Annotated in this window: 9 protein-coding genes and 1 tRNA gene; 4 read left to right on the forward strand and 6 right to left on the reverse strand. The window is 36.5% G+C overall.

Annotated elements, in window-relative coordinates; genetic code table 11:
- Nucleotides 1-513: 513 nt before the first annotated feature.
- Nucleotides 514-589, reverse strand: a tRNA-Trp gene (locus tag E7480_08360).
- A 369-nt stretch (nucleotides 590-958) separates the two neighbouring features.
- Between E7480_08360 and E7480_08365 the strand changes: the two genes are divergently transcribed.
- Both E7480_08365 and E7480_08370 read left to right on the forward strand, forming a co-directional pair.
- Nucleotides 959-1,849: a hypothetical protein gene (locus E7480_08365; protein ID MBE6904602.1), complete on the forward strand. Its 891-nt coding sequence runs from the start codon at nucleotides 959-961 to the stop codon at nucleotides 1,847-1,849.
- Nucleotides 1,850-1,862: 13 nt separating this feature from the next.
- Nucleotides 1,863-2,561 carry a hypothetical protein gene (locus E7480_08370; GenBank protein MBE6904603.1) on the forward strand — a complete coding sequence of 233 codons (699 nt, stop codon included), beginning with the start codon at nucleotides 1,863-1,865 and terminating at the stop codon, nucleotides 2,559-2,561.
- A gap of 53 nt (nucleotides 2,562-2,614) precedes the next feature.
- Here the strand turns inward: E7480_08370 and E7480_08375 are convergent, their stop codons facing one another.
- From E7480_08375 to E7480_08390, 4 genes are all read right to left on the reverse strand, one after another.
- Nucleotides 2,615-3,418, reverse strand: a complete 804-nt coding sequence (locus E7480_08375) for a glycerophosphodiester phosphodiesterase (protein ID MBE6904604.1) — start codon at nucleotides 3,416-3,418, stop codon at nucleotides 2,615-2,617.
- A 2-nt stretch (nucleotides 3,419-3,420) separates the two neighbouring features.
- Entirely contained in the window at nucleotides 3,421-4,827 is a 1,407-nt protein-coding gene (locus E7480_08380) for an SLC45 family MFS transporter (GenBank protein MBE6904605.1), read from the reverse strand.
- A 107-nt stretch (nucleotides 4,828-4,934) separates the two neighbouring features.
- Nucleotides 4,935-5,309, reverse strand: a complete 375-nt coding sequence (locus E7480_08385) for a hypothetical protein (GenBank protein ID MBE6904606.1) — start codon at nucleotides 5,307-5,309, stop codon at nucleotides 4,935-4,937.
- Between the two features lie 17 nt (nucleotides 5,310-5,326).
- Nucleotides 5,327-5,851, reverse strand: a complete 525-nt coding sequence (locus tag E7480_08390) for a DUF4352 domain-containing protein (protein ID MBE6904607.1) — start codon at nucleotides 5,849-5,851, stop codon at nucleotides 5,327-5,329.
- A 106-nt stretch (nucleotides 5,852-5,957) separates the two neighbouring features.
- On the opposite strand from E7480_08390, the gene E7480_08395 reads away from it, so the two are divergent.
- Entirely contained in the window at nucleotides 5,958-6,170 is a 213-nt protein-coding gene (locus tag E7480_08395) for a helix-turn-helix transcriptional regulator (GenBank protein ID MBE6904608.1), read from the forward strand.
- Nucleotides 6,171-6,202: 32 nt separating this feature from the next.
- Here E7480_08395 and E7480_08400 read toward each other — a convergent pair whose 3' ends face one another.
- On the reverse strand, nucleotides 6,203-6,433 hold the full coding sequence (locus E7480_08400) for a helix-turn-helix transcriptional regulator (GenBank protein ID MBE6904609.1): 231 nt from the start codon (nucleotides 6,431-6,433) through the stop codon (nucleotides 6,203-6,205).
- A gap of 122 nt (nucleotides 6,434-6,555) precedes the next feature.
- On the opposite strand from E7480_08400, the gene E7480_08405 reads away from it, so the two are divergent.
- Nucleotides 6,556-7,278, forward strand: coding sequence for a hypothetical protein (locus E7480_08405; GenBank protein MBE6904610.1), 723 nt, complete (start codon nucleotides 6,556-6,558; stop codon nucleotides 7,276-7,278).
- Nucleotides 7,279-7,426 lie beyond the last annotated feature (148 nt).

The raw sequence follows: 7,426 nt of genomic DNA on the forward strand, positions 1-7,426 counted from the left end.
TTCGCAGGCTTGCACTTTAAACTCCCTTGTGTAATTCACTTTCTTTTTCATCCTGTTCACTCTCCTGAAAATATTTTACCAACATTTTCACTCTTTGAACAGTCCTTTTTCACTATACAACTTTCACCTATTCACTATTCACTTTTACCTATTACCTAATCGACAAGTTTCGAGAGAAGAGTGAAGAGTTAATAGTGAAAAAGTAAAATCGACAAGCTTCTATCGAAACTTGTCGATTTTTGTCTGTGGGCTACGAAAAAGATATTTTCAGCAGTTTTGCGTATGAATTTGAACCCTTGCAAAACGATGCATCGACTTCGTCGATATGATGTATTGCGCTGTGCGCAATATGATGTAAATTCGCTTCGCTCACTTATGATGCGAAGCGTTCCTTAATGTTGCGAAGCAACACATCATTAACAAAGTGACATCATTAGCGTAGCGTCATAATGTTTCCAAATGGAACGCTTCATTGAAAAACGACAAGTTTCGACAGAAACTTGTCGTTTTTCATGGCAGGGGCACAAGGATTTGAACCCTGGGCACGCGGTTTTGGAGACCGCTGCTCTACCAACTGAGCTATACCCCTATATTTAATTAATGAAACTTTTTGTATCGGAGACCGCTGCTCTTCCTGTTGCAACATCGTCTCTGACTTCGCAAGCTGTTACTTGCTCGTCAATCGCCGTGTTGCTGCCATTCCTTATTGCTCGCTTTATCTGCCACAGGCAGCGCTCGCAAACGTCCCCAACTGAGCTATACCCCTATATTTAATTCAGCTACTCTTTTAAAACAGTGCTTTATTATTATATGGTATATTTTTTATTTTGTCAATACATTTTATAGTTTTTTAAACAATTTTTAATTATCTTCTTTACAAATTTATTTTATCAATTGAAAACTTTATTTTATTGTAGTATAATAGCTTAAAACAATTAAATATTCGGAGGATAATAATATGTATATTAATCCTTATGAAAAGCTTGACAATGCCGTATGGAAGAAGGCAAATTTTCATACCCACGCAGGCACAGGTCCAAAGACCTGCGGAAGCCATTCAGCAGAAGAGACTGTGGGCTTATACCGTGAATACGGATATAGTTTATTGTGCTTATCAAACCACAATCTATACCGTGATTATTCCAATTACTCCGACGAGAAAATGACACTGATTGACGGTGTGGAATATACAAGCGATATCCATATGCTGACTATCGGTGTTCGTGAGAATTTAATCCATTTGCCTTTACAGGAAGCCATTACCAAAACAAAAGAATCAGGCGGTTTTTGTATTCTATGTCATCCCAACTGGCCTTTTAAATCCACCTTCAGTGCCGAAATGATGTGCGCTTTAACCGGCTTTATGGGTATGGAAGTGCTTAACTGGGTTTGCTTTCGTTTAAGCGGCTCGGGACGTGCTACTGACATCTGGGACGAAATGCTTACTGACGGTAAGCTTGTTACGGGCTTTGCAAATGATGATTTTCACGCTATATGTGACGGCGGAAACTATTTTAATCTTATTGCCTGCGAGAACAATTATGAATCTATGAAGCAAGCAATTGAAGCTAATGCTATATGTGCATCCTCGGGATTATATCCTGTATATCACCGTTTGGACGGGGACACATTACACGTCAAGGCGACATATCCCATCGGAACCTATCTTGAAAACTATGTTTATACATTTATCGGTCCAAAGGGCAAAATACTTTCACAGCAAACGAGCGCAAGCGCTTCTTATACCCTTCAGGGCGAGGATTATGTTCGTGTTGAGGTAATGGGAGAGGGCGGACATATGATTCTCTTCCAGCCTGTTTACCGCGAAGGCACCCTTATAAGACCTTAATGGAGGATATTCTATGAAAAAGCTTTTAGCATTATTTATGAGTGCAGTTATGTTATTTGCATTTACTGCCTGTTCTGAAAACAATACCGAAAATCCCACAGATACAAGCTCTTCTGCAGGAGAATCTTTAGCCCCTGCAAAGACTGCTTTAACTGCTAACGTCTGGGTATTTATTCCGTTAGAGAACGGATATTTTCTCAATGCAAACCTTGATTTTAAAATGGACAACACCTGTACCATTAAAGGCTTTCGCTATAAAGCAGTTACCAAAGACGGCGCGACACAAAGTGAAATTGAAAAAATCAACAATTCTTTAAAGAAAGACGAGGGCTATCCTATAGACTATGCACCTACTCCCGCTTTCAAATGGAGTTATTGGGGACACGGTGCCTTAGGTGCTACACCCGAGCCTTATAAGGTTATGAAATTTGAAGACTTTTTCACAAAACCTCAAGTGCTTACATACGAAGACACGGTTGCCGTACCAAGCTATATTTTAGACGGTCCCGAAAATTTTGAATTTAAGGAAAAAACATATACCTACACATACAGTTCCTATGACAAAGCCGCATTTATAAAAGATTCCATTCTTACTATGGTAATGTTTGATGCGGAAATTTCATACGGAATTGAAAACACCTTTTTCAGAGTAACAGCGGATTTTAACACCAATAATTTCAAAGAATTTTTCAAGCAATTAAAAAGCAAATAACTTTAATGAATTTTTAAAACAGCTTGATTAAAAATGAGCCGTCAAACGACGGCTCATTTTTCGAATATTGGGTGTTCCTTTAGCTCACGTGCTTTTTTCAGCTCTTCGTCTCCTCTTAGTGTCCATACAAAATTAGGGGCTTTATAAAGCTTTGTTGTAAGCTTTACGGGAAATGAATTTCTGTCCTTTTGATTGTATGCAATAAACTCCGGCTTTGCAAGAAAATTAAAAGCCATAAGTGAAAGCACGATATTGAGAGGGGTTATTTTCTTTTTATCACGGCAAACATTTGTATAGAGCTGACCGCAAAAGACATCGGGAAGCTCTTTTTTTATGCTTTTTAAAATAATAGGATTAAAGGACTCTATACAATAGTCTCCCGAATATTTTCTTAAAATTTCCGCCACCTTCGGACAAAGAGATGTATCAATGCTTTCCCCCTTCAATTCCACAAGAAGAGGAACCTTTCCGTCTATCAAAGCTAATACTTGCTCAAAGGTGGGTATTTTCTCCTCTGTTTCTGAAAGACAAAGCTTTTGTAATGCATCTGCTGTAAGCTCGCAGAGCTTTTTATCACAGCCTGTCATACGAATTAACGTATAATCGTGGAAAACCATAACCACACCGTCAGAGGAAAGCTGAACATCAAGCTCTATTCCAATACCCTCGTTGACAGCCTTTTCAAAAGCGGCAAGAGAGTTTTCGGGAATATTTTTGCCGTGCAAGCCTCTATGGGCATAGTCGGTAAGCAGCTTCTCTTTTTTAGGCATTTTTCCATTGGGACGTGCCAAAACAAATATATAGATTGCAAAAAGCACAATCAGAAAAACAAATAAAAAAATAATAAATTCTATCATAATCAATCAACGTCTAACTGCTCAAGAGCACTCTTTCTTTTAATGGGTATAGAATCGCCGTGCTTTACAAAGAACATTGTTACAAAAGAGAAAACTACAAATATAGCGCCAAAGGTAAAGAATACGTATCTCATACCAAAGAAATCGTACAGCACGCCCGAAAGAATAGGCGCTACAATTTGCGCTGTCATAGACGCTGTATAATAATAGCCTGTATATTTACCAACGTTTCCGTTTTTAGCAAGCTCAACAACCATAGGGAATGAGTTTACATTGATAGTTGCCCAGCCTATTCCTGCAAGGGAAAATACGGGATACATAATCAATTCGGGAGTATTTGGAGTTATAAAAATTCCACTTGCAAATGCAGTTGCAAGAATAATAATTCCCGCAAGAATTGTTTTCTTTCTGCCGATTTTTGAAGCAATAAGACCAACGGGAATATAAGAAACTATCGCCGCAGCCTGTGCCACTATAAGAGTGAAATTAAAATCAAAGCCGAGAACATTGGTAGCATAAACGGAATACTTACTTGTTATGGAATTATATCCTATAAACCAAAGGGCAACAGATGCAAGTATAAGCAAAAGGGATTTGAATTCGGCTTTTGAAAGCTTACTTTTGCCTGTTTCCGAAACCGCTTCAGCTTCTTGGGCAAGTCCATATTTTAATGTATCCTCTTCCATTTCCTTTGCCCATTTTTTCTCTTTAACGCACAAAAGAAAGATAATAAAACCTGTAAGCATAACAGCACAAACAGCAACTACGTAGCCTGTATACTGCATATATATTTTTTTAGAGGTGGCAAAAACCATACCAAGCACAAGAACTATAATTCCGCCTGCTGTTCCTGTTAAATTGATAACAGCGTTCGCTTTTGAACGAAGGGGCTTTACTGTAACATCAGGCATCAATGCAACGGCAGGAGAACGGAAGGTTGCCATAGCAATAAGAATGAGAAGAAGAGTAGCAATAAAGCCTATAAGAGGTAAAGGATTCTGAATAGTAAGCTGAACGGTTGTTTCTCTTACAAAAGCAGAAAAGGCCTCGTCTGTCATAGCACCCTTTTGAAGCTCGGGAATACCCTCTGCAATCAATCGGGAAATCTGATAATTATCAATAAAGGTAAGACATATAAAGGAAATTACGGCAAAAATAGTTCCGAAAAATATAAAAGGTGTTCTCTTGCCGTACTTTGTATTGACCTTATCTGAGAGAGCGCCGAAAATAGGAAGCATAAAAACAGCCAGAACATTGTCAATAGACATTACAGCGCCCGACACCGATTGCGGTAAACCGAAATGATTGGTAAGAATAAGAGGAACTATAGCGTCATACGCCTGCCAAAAAGCAGAAATGAGAAAGAAAGCCATTCCTACAAGAACAATACGTTTATAATTAAGCTTCATAGTCAATTCCTTTCAAAAACAATATTAAACCAAATATATCATATTTTACCACAAAAATCAATGAAATAAAAAAGAAAGACAAAAATATTTGTCTTTCTTTTTTTATGTTATTCACCAATATTTGTTGATACTAAAACTTTCTTATTGATTTTTCTTTGATTAGCATATCCTATAAATCCTAAAATTAAAATAGGAGCTCCAAACATTATATACGCTAAAAAGAACAGCGTTCCTACCGAATATAAAATTGCGGCAACTAACGCTGCCCAAGATTTTTTAGCAAAACAGCCAATAAATCCAAAAATAGCTCCTATAAAAAACATAATTGCATGGGGAGCAACAAGAACCGTTGCAATAGCTCCCCCTATTGCTTCTGTCCCACTTGACGATACTGTTCCGCCTACAAAGTAGCAAAAAAGATATATCGAATATGCTGTTGCCAATATTGTAGCAATAATTAAAAATATACTTCTTTTTCTCATTTTATCAACCCCACATATTATTTATTTTCAAACACAAACTTAGCTGAGCTGTTGGATAGCCATGAGCTTTGAACATCTAACTCTATAGTCGACCAATTTTCCGGCACTTCTAAAGCATACCAACCAACTAATTTTTTACCTGCCGCCACAGTTCCGTCAAGCGTTCCTTCATCAAAAGCACATGCTGCGGAAAGAGAATACGAACTTTTCACATCATCAACATAGCCTTCAAATAACAATAAACTGCTGACTGATTGTTCTTCATCAGATATGTTCTCGATTGTAAATTTTACACCTACAAAAACATTTCCGCTTTCCGGTTCAAAAAAGCCATCACCATTCGATTCCTTAATTTCGGTCGCTGTGAATTTTAAATCCTTAAAAACAGCCGCATCATTCAGCTTGTATGTTGTATCTTTTTTCTCTGAAACCGATTGACTCTGTTCTTTTCCCTCTTCTTTAATCGGTACATCTTCCATAATACATGCCGATAGAGACATAATTAAGATAACCGACAATAAGAAACATAAAAATTTTTTCATTTTTTATTCTCCTTTTTTCTTTTTGTATTATTTTACTGCAATTTGCGGTTTTTGTCAATACCGCAAATTGCAGTAGGGTATAATATTTTTGAAAGAAGGTGAGGATGTGTTTCGCAGGATTAGGGATTTAAGAGAAGACCACGATTTAACTCAAAAGCAAATTGCGGCAAAGCTGAATTGCTCCCAACAGGTTTACAGCAATTATGAATTAGGACAGCGAGATATTCCCACCGATATTTTGATTAAACTATCTTCGATATATAATGTTTCTATTGATTATATTTTAGAAATCAGTAACAATCCAAATATACAAAAATAAGCCGACAGGTCAATGACCTGTCGGTTTTTTACTCAATTATCTCTGAAATCAAACATCTGACAAGGCTTTACGTTTAAAGTCTGGCAAAGTTCAAAAACCACGTCTAAAGATACCGCACACTCGGCAGTTTCTATTCTGCTCATATGTGTACGGCTGATATTTACAAGTTCAGCGAGCTGTTCCTGGGACAGTCCTCTTTCCTTGCGATAATATGCAATATTAAGTCCGAGATATTTATAATTTTTATACTGCTGACTTTTCATAACTGTCACCCTACTATAGTATACCTTTAAATTATCATTTATTCGATAACTTGAAATATAACTTTTGTAACTTGACAAGTTACAAAAGTTATGGTATACTACTCTTCAAATAATACAAATGTATGGGGAATAGTATGAAAGCATATAAAATATATTGCGTAGCAATAACATTAACGGCGCTTATTTTTATTGCGGGCTTTTTTACAATATTTTTTCACGCAGACTATGATAGCAAGGTATTAGTTAAGCTGAATTTAAAAGAGGCTACAATCCCTGTAAATCATGCTGTAACTGCCTGGTCAAGCTGTTTAGAAAAATTGAATTATGACTCTGATGTTGCCTTTTTAGGTGACTCTATCACAAGAGGCGGAGATTTTCAAAAATATTTTGAAGATATCAAGGTTATCAATTTAGGCTACGGCGGAGATATCATTAAAGGAGTTACAAACAGACTTTCAATGGTAAAAGCTGTTTCGCCCGAAAAAATATTTTTGCTTATCGGAATTAACGATTTAACTAACTACAATGTTGATATGTGTGCAAAAAGCTATTCCGAATTATTACAAAAAATGAAAAATAATTTTCCTGATACAACTATTTATGTTCAGAGTATTCTTCCCATTTCAAAAGAAAAAGAGAAAACAAAATGCTTTAACAGTACAATAGAAAAGCTTAACAAGCAAATTAAAAGCTTATGCGAAGAATATAAAATAACGTATATTGATTTATATTCTGTATTTTCAAAGGATAATCAGCTTAATCCCGAGCTTACAAAGGACGGTATACATCTCAAAGACGAAGCCTACAAGGTTTGGACAGATGCAATAAGAAGCTATATAGCATAAAAAACGGACAGAGAATGAAAATGATATGCACCCCAAAAGTTAGACACTTTTGGAGGTGCATATTTTTATGGCAAAAAAGGGACAAATACAACGAAAATACTCGACTGAATTCAAAATAAGTGTTATAGTAGATATGCGAGAACACCAT

Source organism: Oscillospiraceae bacterium, assembly GCA_015067255.1.
Lineage (GTDB): Bacteria > Bacillota > Clostridia > Oscillospirales > SIG519 > SIG519.